Raw genomic sequence first — 18,759 nt, 5'->3', positions numbered from 1 at the left:
ATATTACTTTCTGGCATACCCGAAACTGTTAACAAACTGTTTCAGAGCTTTTTCTTCCCTGCTATTTCCAATTCCGTGCTTTTTCACATAATTTTTCACCTCTCTGACATCATTTTTGTTAAATTCCCAGATTTCTCCAGTTCCGTTTTTACACTCCCATGTACCGGTTATTTTTTCTTTGTACACAGGGTCCTTGTACCACTTGGAATCAGCGGACAGACCGCCATTTTTATCATTACCTGAATCCAGGTTTTTTTCATAATATTCCTGATTGATAAACCTTACATATTTTACTGGTTCCGGCTTTACCACTTCCCCGTCTTTTAAAATATGTACCGTACACTGGCGGAAGGTTTCTTTCCCTTCACCACCGGGCCCCATACTGTCTTTTACACAGTAGGTGACCACCACATATCCTGATTCTTCAAATGTTACAAAATCTTCCGCATGAAAATCCAAGAGCTGTAAGTTTTCCTGAATTTTTCCGGGATACAGTTCATCATCTTCTTTATCTTTCGCCTTTACCCTTCCCGCGAAAATAGCATCCCTCAGAAGAGTTTCCTCCGTTATCGCACCAGCTTTTGCCTCTTCCAGAGTAAAATACCAGTCTTCTGTTTCAATTTCTGGGAATTCATTATATTTTACCTTTACAGTCCATTCATATTTTGTTTCATTCCCGAAACTGTCTGTGACAGCATATTTAATTTTATGGACAGCCGGTGAATCCCCGGGGTCCATCTGCATAAACCATGTATCCAGCGTGTAATCATCGGGCATGTTCGTCTCCCACGTGTCTGTCTGCCCTTTTTGTTTTTCCCCGCCGGATAATTTGCCGTCTGCATATTTTATCTGGAGGATCCTGATGCTTTCGGAGATATCGCCGTCTTCCCGGTCAGCAGCCTTCATATTTTCCAGAAGCATCTTTTTTGTAACTTCTGTCCCTTCGTAAAACTCTGTCACACCGTCCGCCGAAATGACAGGTGCTTCATCCCACACTGCATAGAGGGTGATCTCCTGAAGGAATTCTTCATTTGAATAATTGCTGCCCTGCTGCTCTGCTGCCAGTCTCAGCAGATCTTCATATGAAAGGATAGATGTCTGTCTCTCAGGAAAACGCACTGTTTTTGCCGGTGCATCCGATGTAATATCCCACCCTGCAAAGGAGGACTGTTCTCTCTCATATTGCGTAAATTCCGCATTCTTCCGGACAGTGTACCCGCGGCCCGCTGTACAGTCCTTCCATGTCACATAATCTGGCTTTACTTGCCCCTGCACGTTTTTATTACTGGCATAATTTATCTTAATTTTCGTCTTCCAGACCGCATATAATGTAATGTCTTTATTCACGGAAGAATTGAGTTCAGCCCCGGGCTGGTATTGTGCCGTGTCAGCACTGCTGTTTTCCGACCAGCCTCTGAATTTTACCAGATCCGAGGATGGAGTCAGAGAAGAAAGAGATCCGGTTTCATACCAGTACTTATCTGTCTCTCCCGGCATATCCTTAATGTCCGCATCAATATTCTTCTGATAACGAGCTCGGTATCTTGTACTCAATACAATATCTCCGTCAGATGCACCGGACCGGGAGTCCTGATAGTCTCCGGGGCGCAGACAGTAACTGCCGTTAGGTGATAAACTAAACTGCCGGAAACAAGTACTGCCTTTTTTATTGTCGCAAGCATATTCCGCGGCCTTTCGGCCGTTCCTGTAATCAGCAGGTGTCAGTACTGCCGCGTGCTGTCCGCCCAGCCGCCCTGTAACAGATATGTACTTTCCTGCACACAGGTAAACATCGTTCCCTGTATCCACAGCGCCATTACCACTCATTTTCATTGCTGCGCCATTGTGATAGACTCCTTCCCCACTGCCGGCTGTATTGCCACGAATCGTTCCGCCACTGAGCTGCAATGTACTTCCTGCCTGAAGGCAGATTCCGCCTCCTGCACCTGCTGCACGGTTTCCGGTCACACTGCCTCCCGACATGTTCATGGTGCCATAGTTCTGAATTCCGGCGCCGTTCTGCGCCGTATTGGAATAAACTTCACCCCCGCTGATGTTTAAAGTGCTTCTATTTATAATGCCGGAAACAGGGTTCTCAAAGATACTCCCTCCCGTGACTGATGCCGTGCCTCCGCCTATTACTACGCCGCTTTCTGCATTGTTATGGATACGTACAGTCCCTGTAATTGTCATCTGCCGTCCCTGCGTGCTGATGCCATTCTTCTTGTTATGATAGATTTCGCCTCCGCTGATCTGAATAGTCCCCTGACCGTTTATATTTCCGACACCGGTTATGTTATCATGAATTGCACCCCCGGTCATGGTGAACGTACAGCTTCCTTCACCGACATGCACTCCACATTCCTGATTATTATAGATTTCGCCGCCGTATACGTTGATCGCTTTCTGTGAACGCATCCCGTCATACTTGTTGCCGTATATTTTCCCACCATAGATATTGACCGTACCGAGTGTAGCTATACCGTGTGAACCATTATTATAAATCCATGCGCCATCGTAAACATTTGTCGTGCCTAATTCATTCCATACTCCATTTCCCCGCGAATTTGTGAGTCTGGCACCGCTCTTTAGGTAAATAACTGCATTATGGCTGCTGAGAACGCCCGAACTCCCCATTTTGTTCGCGTCAAACGTGATCGTGTACCCGTCTTTCCCGCTAATTGTCCACGTAGGGTTCCCTGTTCCCTGAGGAGTACAGATAATCCCAGCAGGTTCCAGTTTTGATTCATTGAAAGTCACCTTCACATTCTGCCCCTCAGGATATATGGAAAATGACTTGGTTGTCACAATATGCGTGGCCTCACAATTACGCAGGACATAAAGAGTTCCTCCATTCGGAAGGGCATTAAATGCACTGTTGAATGTTGTATAATAAGTACTCCCTATTCTGGCAACTGCATTAGCAGGACTTCCTGCCCGTACCGCCCCCATTATACCCGATGGTGCAGCTCTCATAAACGGTGTTTTATCCTGCTCTTTTGATTCCTCTTTCTCATCTGGTTTCCGCGCCTCTGCGTACATGCTGTACAAAAGAACTTTCACTTCCGCTTCAGTCTGCCCGGTGCTGTCCTCTTCCCTTTCTTCCATACATTCAAGCAGCCGGATCAGCTCAGTAATGTTACAGTCAGTCTTTGTTTTTAGGTATGCCGCATAGCCTTCAAAATCATTAATTTCTCCTCCATATGCTTCGATATCACTGTCATTCGCCATTATAGTTTCCCGAAATATGGCAAATGCTGATTGTTCCCGGGATTTTTGCACGTCCACGTTTTCTGCTTCCGGACCTGCATTAGTTTCATACTCCTCCGCGGGGCTGCTTTCAGTTCCTGCTTCTGTCCCTGCATCATTCTGATTATCCGCACCGGACTTAATCTGGTCATTTTCCACACATTCTTCCATATCAGCATCCGGATGTTTTGCAGTTTCATCCAGCCTGTTGATCAGCTCCCCGTAAAATCCCAATTCTTTCTCAATCTTTTCTTTTATGCTGTCCTCATCCTTTGCAGAGTTCCCGCCTTCAGCCTGTATACAATCCTGAACTGTTTCCGACACCAGCGCATACCTGTACAGCATCATCAGCCCGTACAGTTCATCTTCTGAGAGCCTCTCCATAAAGGTATCCCTTTTACCGGTATCTGCATTGGCTAATATAGAAACAACATCCTCTTCCCTGAATAGCTGATACACGGCCTCATGATAATCATAATCCGGATCCTGAAAAATCTCTTCTGCAGGAGTCATCTGTGCCTCACTGATTATCGGAAAGCAGAGACCAGAGATCAGGAGCACAATAATTAACATAATGATTACTTTCACCCTTTTATTCATATCACTTCCTCCGTCTGGTAAACAGCCTGCAGTACGATTTCTTCCGTGACACATATGTCACTGATGTTTTCCCTGTTATACAGTATCCCTGTATGGTCCGCAGGTTTCACCATCCGCCACCCGCGAAATCTCCGGCCCTCCTTGTCCATGTTAATGTTGGGAAGGGCTTCCGCCGTCAGATTGTCACCACTGTGGATACTGATCTGCTTAAGCACATAGTCCTTCTCTTCTTCACCTTTATGCTCCGCGTATCCTGCCTGAAATGACACATGGTAAAAGATATCTTCCTTTTCCACAAGGTCTTCCAGAATTACGGTCTTCCGGCAGGATATCTTTCCATGTCCTATCACCTGCTTGTAGGTTTCCTCTGCCCGGACATCCAGAAGTCCCTTTTCCACATCAATATCCAGAATTTCTATTGTATAGTCTGAGTTGCTTGTTGTTTTCAGCAGAAAGCCCTGAATGAAATCTGCTGCCAGTTCACCGCTTCCGTCCTCTTTTTCAATATGGTACACCGTATTGACTGTCAGAATCTTCATCGACTGCTCCATCGCCGCTCCCAGACTGTTGTCAAGTTCATTTTTCCGTGTTGTCCTGTCTTCTGCCGTTTGAATGGCAACTCCTGAAAATATCAGGATGATTACCAAGAAAAAGCCTATGACGGCATTCTTCATAAATCTGATTCCTCCCTGTTATTATCTGGCATAGCCTACTATCTCATGTTTTAAAAATAAATCCAGCATAGGAATGGTATAATCATATGTAAGCGTTACTTTCGCATATTTCCCGCCGCCGGCAGTCACAAGCGGTTCGACCTCCAGACCCGCATAACCGTTTTCTTCTGCTTTTTCCTTACAGCCGCGTATCACAATTTCCGAAAAATCACCAGCCTCCACTTCCGCGATCACAGCTGAGTGATAATTCTGTGCCCTCTGCGTATTCAAAGATGCCGTGATATACGCTGTGCTGAGTACTGCCATAAAAGCAATCATGATCATTCCGATCATTGTTTCAACCGCACCTTTCATCTTCTCTCCTTTCAGTCTGCAATAAAGCGGTACTCTTTTTCCTTTGCCTTCTCACTGGCGAGGTAGATTTCTGATGCCCTGTATGTCATTCTGTATTCGCCCTGTAGTCCGGGTGTAAAATGCTCCGGCTCCGTCACTGCCGTAATATCCTGCTCTCCGGGTGCAATGATTCTCACGATAGAAAGTTCCACATTTTCCCCGTCTTCATTTTTGGCCGTGATCTCAAACAAGTCACGGTCAAGCAGGTTATACTCCGTTCCCCTTCTCAGCTTCTTCACTCTGACGGACAATTCCGGGAGTGCTCTTGAGGCGATCGCGTTTGCAGCTGCAAAGGTATCTTTGTTCCCTATCGTCTCTGCAGGGCCTGTGCTTGCGAGCATTCCAAGGAATCCGTCTTCTCCCTTCCCGAATAAAAACAGCACCATCCCCGATAAAACCAGCGCAAGAATGATCACTTTTCCATATTCACCAATCACCGCCTTCAAGTTATGCACCTCCCTTTCGTCCCGGCACTTCTCAGCTGCACAGGGTCCCGATCCCTTCTGCAAAGATGACTGCAAGGCGGCTTAAGCCCCCGTCCGGGTCCAGCAGGCCGGACATCACCCCTAGAAACAAAAGCCCCATAAAGCATGCCATCATAATCCCGCCATATTCTTCTATAAACTCTTTCATATCTTAAACTCCCATCACATATCATAAAACAGTTTTTCTGCCTTCTATATACTTGTTTCACAAAGCATCCTTAATATCTCCCACAGGCCTGACATAACTGCATACCCTATGAGCGAAACTGCAATAATGCCCCCGTATTCCTCCAGAAACTCTTTCATATGTCCTCCTTTCATGCCACACTATTCACTGCGGACAAAATATAAACTACGACAAGTGCCAGATCGGCCAGCATTTTTACCACTCCCGTGATCATCGGGAGCAGAATTAAAAAACTGATGCCTGCGATCTCATCCTCGGCCCTGATTCTTTCCGCCTTGTCCGTCATGGCCGCATTGCGCTCTACCAGCGGGGCGATCTGCCTGCTGATATCTGCGGCGCCAAATTCCGCCATTGAGTATAGAACCTTCATTGCAGATGTAATATCAGGAAGGCTGACCGGTTTCATAAAGCCCAGATAAGGCTGTACCGAATCCGGCTCCCTCTCAATCTTCTGGAGCAGTGTCCCTAATTCCTCCTTAAGAAGTTCCGGGGCATTTGCGATGGATTTCGCCAGTGAGACATGTACATTGTCCGTCTGGAGCTGGAGGGACATGCTCATCAGCCACTCAGGAAATGCTTTTTCCACTGCCCTTGTCACATGTTTCAGAGACACCCTGTACCTTCGCCCCGGCTGTGTCGCTATGAGAACCGCAAAACCTGTCAGAAGCCCGGCCGGCAGCATCTTTCCCTTCAGCCCCAGGTACACTATGAACGGCAGGACCAGTCCCGCCTGGAAATATCCTTTTTGTCTTTCCCTGACCAGATTTCTGTGCATCACATAATCGTACTGTCTTTTCACTTCTTCATATTCCATGCCTTCCTCACCCAGAATAAGGCTCTTTGACAATTTCCTCTGGGCAATATACCAGATCAGCATGTTCAGAAGTATTGTCAGTGTAGTCACTGCCTGTGAAATAACCTGATCTGTAACCGCAAACCCCTTCGGAAGCATGAAGACAGTCATACCGCATATGAAAAAAGACAGCCCGATCCCGATTGTGATCTTTACTTTAACACTCTTCTTCTCCCTCTGCAGTTCGTATACCCGGTCAATCCACAGCTTCCTGTCATTCAGGAGAATATCGGCCGATGCATCGAAGTCACCTCCCACTTCTTCTGCATTGATCAGGAAGTCATGGATTTTATAAAGCCTTGAACATCCATATTCCTTCTCTATAAATGAAAAAGCTTCCCGGTAAAGATTCTCTTTCGCATCTGCGTTCTGGATATAACGTATCGCGTCAGATATGGCATCATACAGCCTGCTTTCTCCTTTCTGGAACAATGCAAGTGTATCCTCCAGTGAAGTCAGGATCTTAGCCCGCCGCTTAAAGGAATACAGGATCTGCTCCATGTAAGCTGTAACGTCTTCAAACCGCTTCTGCTCATAGGCATTCCGGTATGTCATAATAAAAATCCCGGGGATAAAGCAGACTGAGGCGACGCTGATGATCAGTACACACGGCACCTTAAGTCTGAAGATCCAGGTAAATGCAGCAATACATCCGAAAAGCCCCAGAAGATACTCTGCATACTTCCGTACAGAAAAACGGTATCCTAACCGGTGCACCTCCTGTCTTGCATATCCGGGATTCCAGTACTTAACACGCCCTTTTTTTCTACTCTTTTTCATTCTCTCTGCCTCCAACAGATTCTTTCTTATGTACTCCGGACATTTTTTTGTTCAAATGGGTCATTTATATTCTCCAGCCTGAACTTTTTTCTAAGATTAACCGGTATTTCTTTCGAAACAAACCTGCCGCCTTCCACAATCAGCTGCGCAATATTTTCTTCTCCCACGCGGTCGAACAGGCATATCTGATCAATGTATCTTACCACTTCCTTATTTTCAGTCACCTTCTTTCTGAGCAGAATCCCGACGTTTAAAAAGCTGTAAATATCATTCTCAAGTCTGGATGCGGCATAACTGTCCTGCATCATATTCTGGATCCTGTCCGGTATCTTTCTCGTATCATCTGTGTGCAGTGTGGTCAGTCCGTGGAGTCCCGTAGAGAAACATTCCAGCAGGTACTTTACCTCAGCCGACCTTGCTTCTGAGAGCAGAACCCACTGCGGGTTCTGCCTCAAAGCCGTCTTGATTGCCTTTGTATAGGGGAACAGTTCACTGTCAACCTTCAATTCCACACAATTTGCCCCGGGATTGATCTCCCGGTAGTGTATCTCCAGGTTATCCTCGATGGTCATCACCTTTTCTTCTTTCGGTATATACTGTGTCAGGAACTTCAGCAGTTCCGTCTTTCCCGCACCCGGGCGTCCGCAGAAAACCATATTCATTCTGGCCTTCATGCAAAGGACCAGAAACGCCAGAACCTCTGCGGAACAGTACTGTTCCCTCAGCATCTTCTCTTTTGTCAGCCGCATGACCGCCGGTGTCTTGCGGATCGATACCGCATACCCTGTATTGGTGGCACTTGGATGTATAATGGATATCCGTAAGATATCGGTCTCCGCCTCCAGCACATTGTTAAACTTGTTTATCTGCTCACTCACTACATTGGAAACCCGGATGCTGAGCTGGCTGACGAATTCTTCTGTCAGATGCACGGGCACTTTATAAATACCGTGTTTTAAATGCTCTACCCATACATCCTTCCCATTATAGTTAATATCCGTAATCTCTTCGTCCCGCACATATTCAAGAAGCGGTCCGAAGCTCTCATCCTTTAAATTCCATGCTTCCTTTGAAACCCTCATCCAGCGCTCCCCCGTCTATCATCCGACAACGGATGCTGTTGTGCCGAGTGCCGTTGTCAATTTCCCCACTGCCTCAATAATGCCCGCCTTAATGCTGTTGCCAAGCGGTGTTGCTGCCACTACAATAATCATAATTACGATTGCCGCTACTACAATAACTCCATATTCTTCCATAAATGTTTTCATATACATTCCTCCTGTTCATTTAACCGAACCGGATATTCAAAATCCGCTTCGCTGTCTGTTTATAAACTCACCTTTACATTTTTCAATTACAGGTCCTGTGAACGGACAAACTTTAACAGATCAATACGCACCACCGCCTTTCCAAAATATCTATCTGCAGGTATAGAGAAAAAACGCCGTCTGCTAAAAATGCATCGGCACATATGCCTGCCAAAGCATCGTTTTCCCTTTACTTACGGGCTTAACCAATGCTTCTTACCAAATAAAGTACGAGTATCTCCGGAGACGATCCGAAAAGAATTATTACCGAATGATATATCTTTACAGATATAAGAAAACAAACGATATCAATTAAAACAAAATGTAAAATATGAGAGAAACTCTCAAAGCCGAAACAGTGACAATCAATACACTGTTTTGAAAATAGTAAATTAAGAACTTTAGATTTATTTTATACACCGTATAATATCATATATTATATAGTATGTCAAGTACAAAAACTTATATAAATTTTATGCTATAAAATATTTTCTCTGACTGCTTTTCACTGCACTGGTCATATTCTTAATATCTCATAAAATATCTGAATAGCCCTATAACCCGCCTTTAATTCACTAGCATGCTATGCAAATCTTATTAAAAAGCCCAAAAACACTGTAATATTAAAATACTAAACATGGAAAATTAAAGATTCCAAGATCCCAAAAGAAATAAAAGATAAATCCTTGATACAGACTTTTGTTCTGTCTGTGTTAATAGATTACTCCCAGATCCTTCAAAAGTCAAGCAAATTTTTCTGCACTTTTTGCAAACCTTTTGACCGGAAAATCTGATTGTAAAAACAGACACAGGACTTCGTAAAAAGTCCTGTGTCTGCCTCAAAACATACCCTAAAACATATTCGTAACATCCGGCTCCTGCTTAGGCACTGCCACATCCGGCTTTTCATCGATGCGCTGAATCAATACAAACATCACCGAACCTACAAATGCACAGACTACTGTTGTGATTCCCATCCTCATGGCCCTGCCTGTAAGCCAGGTAAACACCCCTGTATTCGTCAGAACCAGAGAGACCATATTCACTAAGATATGCAGAACAACAGGGGCCTTGAAGGACCCAAATTTCTCGTATACATAGCAGAGCAGCATCCCCAGTGCAAAAGTATATAAAAACTGTACTATATTCCCGTGTATAATACTGAATAAGAGTGTCGAATACAATGCGGCTTTCAAAAATCCGCCCTGTTCCCTGTACCGCTTATAAAGCACACCGCGGAACATCATCTCTTCCGCTATCGGCATGATAATTCCCAAACAGATAATCTGGACCGGAATACCTGCCGAGTAAAAAGTCTCCGACGTTTTCTGATACTCGGTACTGAAAAACGCCAGATTGGTCATGAAGCTTAAGCAGTTCAGACCGATGCACACTGCAACGCCTATCCCGATGATCTCTGCATATTTTAAGATACCGGCTTTTTTATTTAACGGGATCTGAAGTGTGCGCTCCATTTTCCGGTCCGCATGGAACAAAAACCATGTCAGCGGTATCGTACACAGAGCCCCGAATGCCAGGATCTCAACCTGATATCTTACGACAATCTCCATTAACTTTTCGGTACTTTGCATGGTCAGCTCCATAAACTCATCCTGCGTGGATGCGCCTGCTGCCAGCGTATTTCTCATGATCTCACCAAAATGCGGGGCCATCACGAAAAGCTCTGCGATGATCCTTCCTGCAAATTCAATCAGCCAATACAAAAGAATGGGGCCGGTCAGTCTCCAAAACTGCTTTGCCCCCGGATTCTTATTCATTCGTCTGTTTCCCTCACTTTCTTCTGTATCCACACCCTCACATCGCTTTCTTTCCCTTTTAAGGACCCCTGCACCATCTCCGGCTTTCCGCCGCCCCGTCCTGAGAATGCCTCATTCAGGCCTTTTGCCAGCGGGCGGACATCCAGATTCCTGCTGCCAATCACATAACGGTACTCCTCATCCCCTGTTTCCACAAAAACAGCACAGCCTTCTTTTCCTTCGGCCAGAACCAGGTTCATAAGGATTCTCGGCCCTTCACCCTCAAGGCCCTGTTCGAAAAAGCATACAAATGCTTCGTCCTTTGGGATTTCCTTTGCCCTGTACATAAGCAGCTGCTTCTGGCTGTCCGAAAGCTTCTGCTTCATCCGGCCGTTCTCCTCTTTCATATGTTCCACAGCCTGCGCCACCTGATTCTCCTTCGCGCTCAGATTGGCAGAAATACTTCTCACCTGCTCCTCCTTCTGCCGGTAATCCAGAAGGGCGCGGAATCCGCAGAGCATAGTCACCCTGACGCCGCCTTTATAGCGCTGCACATTTGCCAGCTTAATGACACCGATCTCCCCGGTCCTCTTCACATGCGGCGCACAGCATGCACACACATCATATCCCGGAATCGTTACAATCCTGACCTGTCCCTCTATCCCGATCTTACTGCGGTATTCCAGATCTTTCAGTTCTTCTTTTGAAGGATAGCTGACGAGGACATCCAGATTTTTCACTGCCGCTTCATTGGCTGCCCACTCGATTTCCCGGAGTTCTTCTTTTGTAATCTCTCCGTTAAAATCCATCGTACAGTCCTCACTGCCCAGATGGAATCCCACATTATTATATCCAAATCTTTCATGGACAAGTCCCGAAACTATATGCTCGCCAGTATGCTGCTGCATTTTCATGAAACGCATATCCCAGTCAATTACTCCTGTTACATCCGTGTTCTCCTCAACAGGCGCTTCTGTCAGGTGATAAAGGATACCGTCCCTTTCATGGACATCCCTGACCCTGACCCCTGAAAGTGTGCCCGTATCCGCATACTGCCCGCCGCCCTCGGGAAAAAAGGCAGTCCTGTCAAGGACCACCTCATACTCTTCCCCTTTCGGCTGACACTTTAAGACCCGGGCCGTAAACTCCGTCATATGACTGTCCTGATAAAATAACTTTTCTGTCATAATCTTTCTCTACATCCTTTCCGGTGCCTCAAATCCGAGCAGGCCGATACATGTTTCCAGAATTTCTTTTACAAGTTTCAGGAGTGCAATATATCCTGCTTTCCGTTCCTCGTTCTCCTCTGTCAGAATCTTTGTTTCATGGTAAAACTTATTAAATGCATTGGCCAGATCATAGATGTATGCGCAGAGCCTGTGAGGTGCCGTCTCTTCGTATACTGCCTCTATCACATCGTTGAACTTTGCGGCCTCCAGCATAAGTGCCTTTTCGCAGTCACTGGACGCATTTTTAACAGAAAGCTGTGTAAGCTCTCCGCCGTTCTCCCGGTATTTATTTAAAATGGACTTGATACGCACGATCGTGTATAAAATATAAGGCCCTGTATTTCCTTCGAAAGATGTAAAACGGTCTACATCAAACACATAATCTTTCGCTGCCTGGTTGGACAGGTCACCATACTTGATGGCTGCCAGTCCCACGATCTTGGCCGTGTTCCTTGCTTCTTCCTCTGTGACAGTCCGGTTGTCCATGATCTTCTTGTACATCTCATCATTGATTTCCCGGATCAGGTTCTCCAGACGCATCACACCGCCTTCCCTCGTCTTGAAAGGCTTGCCGTCTTTCCCGTTCATCGTACCGAAACCGAGGAACTTAAGTGCCGTCTCCTCACGCACAATACCCGTCTTCTTTGCACAGCGGAAAACCTGTACAAAATGAAGTTCCTGACGCTTGTCCACAATATAGATCACTTCGTCCGGACGGTACAGCTTTTCTCTCTCTACCAGTGTTGCAAGGTCCGTTGTATCATACAGCGCGGCCCCGTCTGACTTTAAGATCATACACGGCGGAACTTCCTTCTTATCATCTTCTTCCTGCACATCTACCACAAGTGCACCGTCATCATAGTGGGCATACCCTTCACTTTTCAGTCTTTCCACCATATCAGGGATATATTTCTGTGCATCCGCCTCGCCTTTCCAGAGGTCGAAGTCAACATTCAGATTCTTATAATTCTTCTTCAGGTCAGTCACCGAAACATTCATGATATGATTCCAGATCGCACGGTATCCTGCGTGCCCGTTCTGGAGCAGGAACGTTGCCTTAAGTGCTTCATCCCTGTAATCATCATGTTCCTTTGCATATGCACTGGCCGTCGGATATATCTCTTCCAGTTCGCCGATCGTAAACGGCGCTTCCTCTGGATATTCACCCTCAAAGGACTCATCAAAGTAAGGAAGCTCCGGTTTTCTTTTTCTCAGTTCTGTAATAATTAACCCCATCTGGTATCCCCAGTCGCCCAGATGGATATCTCCGATTACTTCGTTCCCTTTAAATCTGGCAATACGCTTCACGCTCTCTCCGATAATTGCTGAACGGAGATGCCCGACATGCAGGGGTTTGGCCACATTCGGCCCGCCGTAATCAACCATGATTGTCTTTGGATTCTTTTCCTTCTCCACACCTAAGTCAGAGTCCGACGCCATCGCGTTCAGATACTGCGCCACAAAAGAAGGATCTGCCTTCAGATTGATAAATCCGGGATTGACAGCCTCTGCCATTTCAAAACAGGCACAGTCCTTCAACCCGGCCACCACATCATTCGCAATCATGATCGGCGCCTTTTTATAAGTCTTTGCAGCTGCCATTGCACCATTACACTGATATTCACACAAATCTGGTCTGTTGGACAACGTCACCTTTGCAAAAGCCTCATCATATCCGGCTGCCTGAAAGGCTTTTTTCATTTCTATGGTAATAAGTTCCAGTAATGTATTCACTTTTATTTCACGCTCCGTTCTATTTTTCATGTATAATTAAGAAGTACTGACAATACAAAATTATAAATCCAAATCCCTATATATTCAAGTTTTTTTATCATACTGCATTTTACTCTATATCAATTGTGGAAAAGTCAACTTCAAAGTCCTCATAGATCCCCACTTTTACGGAATCCAAAAAGGTGTATTCACCCGTGTCTTCTAATTCAAAATTCCAAACCATGATACGGTTCTTCTCAGGGTCAGCAATCCAGTATTCCCGGACTCCTGCTAAGCGGTATTTGAATAGTTTTATAGAATAATCCATGCGCCTGCTGCCCGGCGAGACAATCTCAACCACCCAGTCCGGTGCGCCTGCGCAGCCTTTATCATTGAGCTTGTCCGGATTGCATATTACACTTATATCCGGCTCAACATAGTTCTTGTCATCTTCATTTAGAAATACGGCAAATGGGGCAGGATAGATTTCACAGTTTCCATCATGAGACTGTATATAATTTGAAATAGTACTTATAAAAAAAGCCACTAATTTTTGGTGTCTCCTTCCGGGCGGTGACATATAATAAATCTGCCCATCAATCAATTCTGCACGTACACCGTCAGGCAGTGTATAGATATCTTCCACTGTGTATTCTTTATTCTGGTTTGGCAATGGCATTTTGCAACCCTCCTTCATGTTTTTTATTATATCTGATTAAAGAGTATTATTCAATGTTTCCTTGTTTTTCTCGTGCCGCTGTTATAAAATAGTGATACTGTTCACACCCTACGGGCGTGCACAGTAACCGTAAATCCACATAAAGTGGGATTTTTTATAAGAAGGAAGGTAATATTCATGAAAATAGGATCACATGTAGGGATGAGCGGTAAAGAAATGCTGCTCGGTTCCGCGAAAGAAGCTGTTTCTTATGGAGCAGATACATTTATGTTTTATACAGGGGCGCCCCAGAATACGCGCCGTAAAGATATCAGTGAATTGAATATCGGTCCGGCATGGGAATATATGGGTGAACACGGCATCGATGAAATCATCGTCCATGCCCCATACATCATCAATCTCGGCAATGCCGTAAAGCCCGAGACTTTTGAGCTCGCCGTTGAATTTCTCGATAAAGAGATTAAACGTACCGTTGCCTGCAGAAGCCACATCCTGATCCTCCATCCCGGCGCACACGTCGGTGAGGGGACAGATACCGGCACTGCACAGATCATCAAAGGACTGAATGAAGTCCTGACGAAGGATACGGACTGTTTCATCGCGCTTGAGACAATGGCCGGAAAGGGTTCCGAGGTTGGGCGCTCATTTGAAGAACTGGCACGCATCTACGACGGGGTCACATATAACGAAAAACTCCGGGTATGTTTTGATACCTGCCACACAAGTGACAGCGGGTATGACATCGTCCACCATTTCGATGACGTCGTTCAGGAATTCGACCAGATCATCGGAAAGGACCAGATCGCAGTTTTTCATATTAATGACAGTAAAAATGTTCCCGGGGCCGCGAAAGACCGTCATGCAAACATTGGTTTCGGCGAAATCGGCTTTGATGCAATCAACACCATTGTACACCATAAAGACTTTGAAAACGTGCCCAAGATTCTGGAAACACCCTATATTCCGTCCCCGACAAAGGAGAAGAAGTCTTATGCCCCTTATAAGTATGAGATCGAAATGCTGCGAAAAGGTGTATTTGATCCGGACTTATTAAACAAGATTATCGCAGATCATGAAAAGTCTGCTGACTGAGGCTTGACATCTGCACACCCTCATTGTATGATTGTATTATATAGTTAGTACAGTCGTAGATTTATAAGCAGCAACGGTGTGCGATATCTCTCCGCAAAAAAGATATGATGAGGTATCGTTTATTTTTGTTGTACATTATAGAAAAAGAGGTGACTTAGATGCCGTGGGATTTAGATAATGACCGTCCCATCTACCTGCAGCTCATGGAACGGATCCAGCAGGACATCATTGCCGGCACATACAAGCCGGGAGACAAGCTTCCTTCCGTACGTGATCTGGCACTGGATGCCGCCGTGAACCCGAATACCATGCAGAAAGCACTCTCCGAGCTGGAGAGAAGCGGACTGGTATATTCACAGCGGACCAGCGGCCGGTTTATCACTGAGGACAAGAAGATGCTGAAGAATATGAAGCTTGAACTGGCATCGGAGCACATCCACCAGTTTCTTGAGAAAATGGAACTGCTTGGATTTGAATCCGGGGAGACTTTAGAATTGATTCAGAAAGCATTAAAGGAGGATAAGTAAATGAAACCACTTCTGGAATGTCAGGGATTAACTAAAAAATATAACAACTTCTATGCCCTTTCCAATCTGGACCTGACTCTGGAAAGAGGCCAGATCGTAGGCCTGCTCGGCCCGAACGGCAGCGGCAAGACAACGCTGATCAAGCTGATTAACGGACTTCTTATTCCCACTGACGGCCGTGTCATGATTAACAGTCTGGCTCCCGGGGTCGAAACAAAAAAACTGGTATCCTATCTGCCTGAACGTGGATATTTAAATGATCACATGCGGGTAGACGAAATCTTATCCTATTTTGTAGACTTCTATGACAATTTCAGCATCGAACGTGCAAATGCCATGCTGAAAGATCTGGAAATTGACACCCATGCCCGCCTGAGGACACTTTCAAAAGGAACAAAGGAAAAAGTCCAGCTTGTCCTTGTCATGAGCCGGGATGCAGAACTCTACATACTGGACGAGCCGATCGGGGGTGTCGACCCGGCGGCCAGGGATTATATCCTGCACACGATTCTGACGAATTACAATGAGAATGCAACAATCCTGTTATCTACACATCTCATAACTGATATTGAAAACGTGCTGGACAGGGTAATCTTCCTTCAGAACGGACAGCTTACCCTGAATGCAACGGTTGACGAGATCCGCAGCAAATGGGGCAAATCTGTAGATGCTTTATTCAGGGAGGTATTCAAATGTTAGGGAAATTAGTGAAATATGATCTGAAATACGGAATGCGCATTTTCATTGTACTGCATGCCATATTGGTGACTGCCTGCATACTCGGACGCATTCTTTTCATGAATCAGCTGGACTTTAATTTAAAATTAGAAGCTTACCTTTCCCCACTGATTTTATTTTTCTCCCTGTTCCTCCTTTTGTTCACCGGTATTGGATTTGGCATTAACATCCTGTTAGTTGCCCGTTTTTATAAAAACCTGTATACAGATGAAGGATATCTGACATGGACCCTTCCGGCAACGGCAACCCAGCAGTTGTGGGCAAAGATTATATCCGGAATCATATGGGAATTTTCAAGTGTCCTGATCTCGGCCGCATCCTTACTGATACTGGTAAGCGGCGACAATGTGACGGAGGCATATGCACAGGTGGCCGCGGATGTTACGAAGTCTCTCGGAATGCCGATCACACAGTTTGGTATCAGCCTGCTGATTTATTCCCTGTTCGGCACCCTTGGCAGCATTGTCATGCTTTACCTCTGTGTGGCAATCGGGCAGTTGTTCCCGGGCCACCGCATCTTATGTGCGATTGTCACTTATTTTATACTGTCAGCCATAATACAGGTCCTCTCATTTTCACTGATGTTTGCATTTAATATAGGGCCCGGCACGACAGCATATCTTGCCAGTCGTGGAATGCCAGCCACACATTATATGGTAACTTCTTTCAGACTGGGAGGAGTCATGTCAGCCATCATTATGATAGCAGCCTATTTCGGTGTCCAGTATATTATGAACAAAAAACTAAATCTCAGTTAAAAAAGAGCCTGCAGGTGGATTTGAGTCAAATCAAACCCCATCCGCAGGCTCTTCCTTATTCCAATATCTCTTTAAAACACTATTTGGACAAGAACCATATACAAAACAGTTCCCGCCCCAATGCTTAAAAGGTTATTCCTTTTCCATACATGGAGAACCACGACAGCCAATACGGCAATCAGTTCTGGTAATCCATGAGGAGCTGCCATAATCTGCGTGTCTTTCAGGCAGTATATGACCAGCATACCTATCACAGCAGGTGTCAGGACCTTTCCCAGGTACTCAACAACCTTTGGTATCTCTTTCCCTTTCGGGAAAACAAGAAACGGAACAGCCCTTGTGGCAAACGTCGTTGCCGCCACTGCAAGTATGATCAGTAGAGAAGTCACTGCATTTACCGGCATGTCTCCACCTCCCCTTCATTTCCGTGATCCGTATCCCTGTCCAGCCGCTTCTTCATTACAAACAGCACAAGGATACTCAATATCATGGTCGGGAAGACAAAGCTTGCGCTTCCGAATACCTGCAGGCACAGCAGGGCACTGATCACCCCGATCACTGCCGGAATCCGGTTCCTTGCCTCCATCCACTGTTCCACAAATATTACAACAAACAAAGCTGTCATCGCGAATTCAATCCCTTCTGCATTGAACGGCAGGACACTCTTCAGGATCCCCCCTATTGCAGAGCCAATGACCCAGTAACTCTGATCCAGAAGTGAGATTGCGAGCAGGAACTTGTCCTCCTCCACATCCTCGGGCACCTTCGTTGTACATAAAAGCGAGTATGTCTCATCCGTCAGACCGAAAATCATGTACCAGCGTTTCGCACCCATTCTGTGGAACCGTTCCAGCAGCGACAATCCATAAAAGATATGGCGTATATTAACCATCAGCGTCATAAAAATCACCTGTATGAAGGAAATTCCGGGGACAAAAAAGTTAACCGCCAGATACTGCCCTGACCCGGCATACACCAGCAGGCTCATTAGTACGGCCCACCAGGCTGAATATCCTTTTTCCGCATACATGACCCCAAAAGCAATCCCGATAAATAAATATCCCGTCAGCACCGGAATCGTATAAGGGAATGCCTTTTTAAACGCTTTCTTATAACCTGACATCTCACTCATTCCTTCTTGTATATATTAACATTTGTATCTTTATAATGTTGGGGCAAAAGTCATCCCGCCCCCTGATAAGTTTCAGAGCATAAAAAATACACGTCTGGGCGGAGTCGAACCGCCGCACATGCCTCCGGAGGGCATTGCTCTATCCACTGAGCTACAGACGCATAATCGGATATGTCCTGCCAGTCTTAAATCATCCTCAACAGAACGCCTTATAATCCTAGCACAAATTTTCCAAAAAGTAAAGACTAAAGAAACAAAAAACCAGAGTCGTAAATTATTTTTCTAAATCCTACCCTGTTCATCCTATGTAGGACTTAGTCTTGGATAAGTAGGGTTTACTCTTGCATATGATTCCTTCTAGCGGTATAGTTCTATCAGTTGTCCAAACCGGCGGCATAAGGAGGATAACACTATGTCAAAACTTATACCAGGGAATCATAAACATCTTACAATCGAGGACCGTCGCTATATTGAACAATCTCTAGATGAAAGCAAGTCTTTTCGTGAGATTTCCAAGTACCTTTGTAAGGACCCGTCCACCATATCCGATGAAGTCTTTAAAAATCGGGTTGCTAACACTTGGAATAAAGGCAGCTTCAACAACCC

At 45.5% G+C, this 18,759-nt stretch carries 19 protein-coding genes and 1 tRNA gene; 5 read left to right on the top strand and 15 right to left on the bottom strand.

The features are described from left to right. Positions 1-3: 3 nt before the first annotated feature. The 12 genes from A8806_RS11880 to A8806_RS11835 form a co-directional block, all read right to left on the bottom strand. Entirely contained in the window at positions 4-3,849 is a 3,846-nt protein-coding gene (locus A8806_RS11880; RefSeq protein WP_181368683.1) for a right-handed parallel beta-helix repeat-containing protein, read from the bottom strand. Further along, positions 3,846-4,523: a hypothetical protein gene (locus A8806_RS11875; RefSeq protein ID WP_109731424.1), complete on the bottom strand. Its 678-nt coding sequence runs from the start codon at positions 4,521-4,523 to the stop codon at positions 3,846-3,848. The genes A8806_RS11880 and A8806_RS11875 overlap by 4 nt, the downstream gene beginning before the upstream one ends. Before the next feature lie 21 nt (positions 4,524-4,544). Then, a complete protein-coding gene (locus A8806_RS11870) occupies positions 4,545-4,877 on the bottom strand; it encodes a hypothetical protein (RefSeq protein ID WP_109731423.1) in 333 nt (110 codons plus the stop codon). A gap of 11 nt (positions 4,878-4,888) precedes the next feature. Next, positions 4,889-5,362, bottom strand: coding sequence for a hypothetical protein (locus A8806_RS11865; RefSeq protein ID WP_109731422.1), 474 nt, complete (start codon positions 5,360-5,362; stop codon positions 4,889-4,891). Positions 5,363-5,393: 31 nt separating this feature from the next. Continuing rightward, positions 5,394-5,549 carry a hypothetical protein gene (locus A8806_RS26205; RefSeq protein ID WP_181368682.1) on the bottom strand — a complete coding sequence of 52 codons (156 nt, stop codon included), beginning with the start codon at positions 5,547-5,549 and terminating at the stop codon, positions 5,394-5,396. A gap of 169 nt (positions 5,550-5,718) precedes the next feature. Beyond that, on the bottom strand, positions 5,719-7,221 hold the full coding sequence (locus A8806_RS11860; protein ID WP_109731421.1) for a hypothetical protein: 1,503 nt from the start codon (positions 7,219-7,221) through the stop codon (positions 5,719-5,721). A 26-nt stretch (positions 7,222-7,247) separates the two neighbouring features. After that, positions 7,248-8,303 (bottom strand): ATPase, T2SS/T4P/T4SS family, encoded by a 1,056-nt coding sequence (locus A8806_RS11855; protein WP_109731420.1) that lies wholly within the window; start codon positions 8,301-8,303, stop codon positions 7,248-7,250. An 18-nt stretch (positions 8,304-8,321) separates the two neighbouring features. Beyond that, a complete protein-coding gene (locus tag A8806_RS26200) occupies positions 8,322-8,489 on the bottom strand; it encodes a hypothetical protein (RefSeq protein WP_181368681.1) in 168 nt (55 codons plus the stop codon). An 890-nt stretch (positions 8,490-9,379) separates the two neighbouring features. Then, complete coding sequence (locus A8806_RS11850) at positions 9,380-10,306, bottom strand: CPBP family intramembrane glutamic endopeptidase (RefSeq protein WP_109731419.1); 927 nt, start codon at positions 10,304-10,306, stop codon at positions 9,380-9,382. Continuing rightward, positions 10,303-11,472, bottom strand: coding sequence for an alanyl-tRNA editing protein (locus A8806_RS11845; protein ID WP_109731418.1), 1,170 nt, complete (start codon positions 11,470-11,472; stop codon positions 10,303-10,305). The genes A8806_RS11850 and A8806_RS11845 overlap by 4 nt, the downstream gene beginning before the upstream one ends. 9 nt (positions 11,473-11,481) lie before the next feature. Next, entirely contained in the window at positions 11,482-13,248 is a 1,767-nt protein-coding gene (argS, locus tag A8806_RS11840; RefSeq protein WP_109731417.1) for an arginine--tRNA ligase, read from the bottom strand. Between the two features lie 109 nt (positions 13,249-13,357). Next, a complete protein-coding gene (locus tag A8806_RS11835) occupies positions 13,358-13,906 on the bottom strand; it encodes a Uma2 family endonuclease (RefSeq protein WP_109731416.1) in 549 nt (182 codons plus the stop codon). 177 nt (positions 13,907-14,083) lie between these two features. Between A8806_RS11835 and A8806_RS11830 the strand changes: the two genes are divergently transcribed. From A8806_RS11830 to A8806_RS11815, 4 genes are all read left to right on the top strand, one after another. Next, the gene (locus A8806_RS11830; protein WP_109731415.1) at positions 14,084-14,998 is read left to right on the top strand and encodes a deoxyribonuclease IV; all 915 of its coding nucleotides are present in this window, start codon (positions 14,084-14,086) and stop codon (positions 14,996-14,998) included. Positions 14,999-15,156: 158 nt separating this feature from the next. Next, positions 15,157-15,525 carry a GntR family transcriptional regulator gene (locus A8806_RS11825; RefSeq protein ID WP_109731414.1) on the top strand — a complete coding sequence of 123 codons (369 nt, stop codon included), beginning with the start codon at positions 15,157-15,159 and terminating at the stop codon, positions 15,523-15,525. Beyond that, positions 15,526-16,224, top strand: a complete 699-nt coding sequence (locus tag A8806_RS11820) for an ABC transporter ATP-binding protein (protein ID WP_109731413.1) — start codon at positions 15,526-15,528, stop codon at positions 16,222-16,224. After that, positions 16,218-17,021: a hypothetical protein gene (locus A8806_RS11815; RefSeq protein ID WP_109731412.1), complete on the top strand. Its 804-nt coding sequence runs from the start codon at positions 16,218-16,220 to the stop codon at positions 17,019-17,021. Before A8806_RS11820 ends, A8806_RS11815 begins: the two co-directional genes overlap by 7 nt. A gap of 71 nt (positions 17,022-17,092) precedes the next feature. On the opposite strand, the gene A8806_RS11810 is transcribed toward A8806_RS11815, so the two are convergent. The 3 genes from A8806_RS11810 to A8806_RS11800 all read right to left on the bottom strand — a co-directional run bounded on the left by A8806_RS11810 (position 17,093) and on the right by A8806_RS11800 (position 18,314). Continuing rightward, positions 17,093-17,425: a branched-chain amino acid transporter permease gene (locus tag A8806_RS11810; protein WP_109731411.1), complete on the bottom strand. Its 333-nt coding sequence runs from the start codon at positions 17,423-17,425 to the stop codon at positions 17,093-17,095. Further along, positions 17,416-18,144 (bottom strand): AzlC family ABC transporter permease, encoded by a 729-nt coding sequence (locus A8806_RS11805; protein ID WP_109731410.1) that lies wholly within the window; start codon positions 18,142-18,144, stop codon positions 17,416-17,418. The genes A8806_RS11810 and A8806_RS11805 overlap by 10 nt, the downstream gene beginning before the upstream one ends. Before the next feature lie 98 nt (positions 18,145-18,242). Beyond that, positions 18,243-18,314: transfer RNA gene (locus tag A8806_RS11800), tRNA-Arg, on the bottom strand. A 251-nt stretch (positions 18,315-18,565) separates the two neighbouring features. On the opposite strand from A8806_RS11800, the gene A8806_RS11795 reads away from it, so the two are divergent. Beyond that, on the top strand, positions 18,566-18,759 hold a 194-nt coding region (locus tag A8806_RS11795; protein ID WP_146203253.1), incomplete at its 3' end, for a helix-turn-helix domain-containing protein.

Source organism: Faecalicatena orotica (assembly GCF_003149245.1).
GTDB lineage: Bacteria > Bacillota > Clostridia > Lachnospirales > Lachnospiraceae > Faecalicatena_A > Faecalicatena_A orotica.
The sequence above is the reverse complement of the archived record's forward strand: the minus strand, read 5'-3'. Positions and strand labels throughout refer to the sequence as shown.

Excerpts from the sequence above, each read along its gene's own strand:
- A8806_RS11880 (WP_181368683.1), bottom strand. The coding sequence starts at position 3,849 with ATGAATAAAAGGGTGAAAGTAATCATTATGTTAATTATTGTGCTCCTG.
- A8806_RS11875 (WP_109731424.1), bottom strand. The coding sequence starts at position 4,523 with ATGAAGAATGCCGTCATAGGCTTTTTCTTGGTAATCATCCTGATATTT.
- A8806_RS11870 (WP_109731423.1), bottom strand. The coding sequence starts at position 4,877 with ATGAAAGGTGCGGTTGAAACAATGATCGGAATGATCATGATTGCTTTT.
- A8806_RS26205 (WP_181368682.1), bottom strand. The coding sequence starts at position 5,549 with ATGAAAGAGTTTATAGAAGAATATGGCGGGATTATGATGGCATGCTTT.
- A8806_RS11860 (WP_109731421.1), bottom strand. The coding sequence starts at position 7,221 with ATGAAAAAGAGTAGAAAAAAAGGGCGTGTTAAGTACTGGAATCCCGGA.
- A8806_RS11855 (WP_109731420.1), bottom strand. The coding sequence starts at position 8,303 with ATGAGGGTTTCAAAGGAAGCATGGAATTTAAAGGATGAGAGCTTCGGA.
- A8806_RS26200 (WP_181368681.1), bottom strand. The coding sequence starts at position 8,489 with ATGAAAACATTTATGGAAGAATATGGAGTTATTGTAGTAGCGGCAATC.
- A8806_RS11850 (WP_109731419.1), bottom strand. The coding sequence starts at position 10,306 with ATGAATAAGAATCCGGGGGCAAAGCAGTTTTGGAGACTGACCGGCCCC.
- A8806_RS11845 (WP_109731418.1), bottom strand. The coding sequence starts at position 11,472 with ATGACAGAAAAGTTATTTTATCAGGACAGTCATATGACGGAGTTTACG.
- A8806_RS11835 (WP_109731416.1), bottom strand. The coding sequence starts at position 13,906 with ATGCCATTGCCAAACCAGAATAAAGAATACACAGTGGAAGATATCTAT.
- A8806_RS11830 (WP_109731415.1), top strand. The coding sequence starts at position 14,084 with ATGAAAATAGGATCACATGTAGGGATGAGCGGTAAAGAAATGCTGCTC.
- A8806_RS11825 (WP_109731414.1), top strand. The coding sequence starts at position 15,157 with ATGCCGTGGGATTTAGATAATGACCGTCCCATCTACCTGCAGCTCATG.
- A8806_RS11820 (WP_109731413.1), top strand. The coding sequence starts at position 15,526 with ATGAAACCACTTCTGGAATGTCAGGGATTAACTAAAAAATATAACAAC.
- A8806_RS11815 (WP_109731412.1), top strand. The coding sequence starts at position 16,218 with ATGTTAGGGAAATTAGTGAAATATGATCTGAAATACGGAATGCGCATT.
- A8806_RS11810 (WP_109731411.1), bottom strand. The coding sequence starts at position 17,425 with ATGCCGGTAAATGCAGTGACTTCTCTACTGATCATACTTGCAGTGGCG.
- A8806_RS11805 (WP_109731410.1), bottom strand. The coding sequence starts at position 18,144 with ATGTCAGGTTATAAGAAAGCGTTTAAAAAGGCATTCCCTTATACGATT.